1 pseudogene is annotated in these 261 nt (G+C 51.3%); it reads left to right on the top strand.

Features of this window, described 5'->3' with window-relative positions:
- Positions 1–261: pseudogene (locus ACSNOK_RS34830) on the top strand (hypothetical protein); the annotation flags it as partial.

Genomic DNA, 261 nt, shown 5'->3' with positions numbered 1-261 from the left:
GCTTAATAGCCCTCTGGCCTGGCAGCAGGTTAGAGAAAGCTTAAGTGCCTTTGACCAGACAGGTATTGATACTCTGGTCATGGGTTGCACCCATTATCCCCACCTCAAGCCGCTGATTCAGGCGGTCATGGGGCAAGGAGTGACCTTGATCGATTCAGGCGTAGAGACCTTGAATGAGGTCAGCATGCTCTTAGACTATTTTGGCTTGAGTCGCAGTGCCAAAGATGCGCAGAGTCAGCCGCCAAGCCAACAATTCTATAC

Source organism: Streptomyces sp. URMC 126, from assembly GCF_051386555.1.
GTDB lineage: Bacteria > Actinomycetota > Actinomycetes > Streptomycetales > Streptomycetaceae > Streptomyces.
Note: the sequence above shows the minus strand (reverse complement) of the source record. Positions and strands in the feature narration are given on the sequence as shown.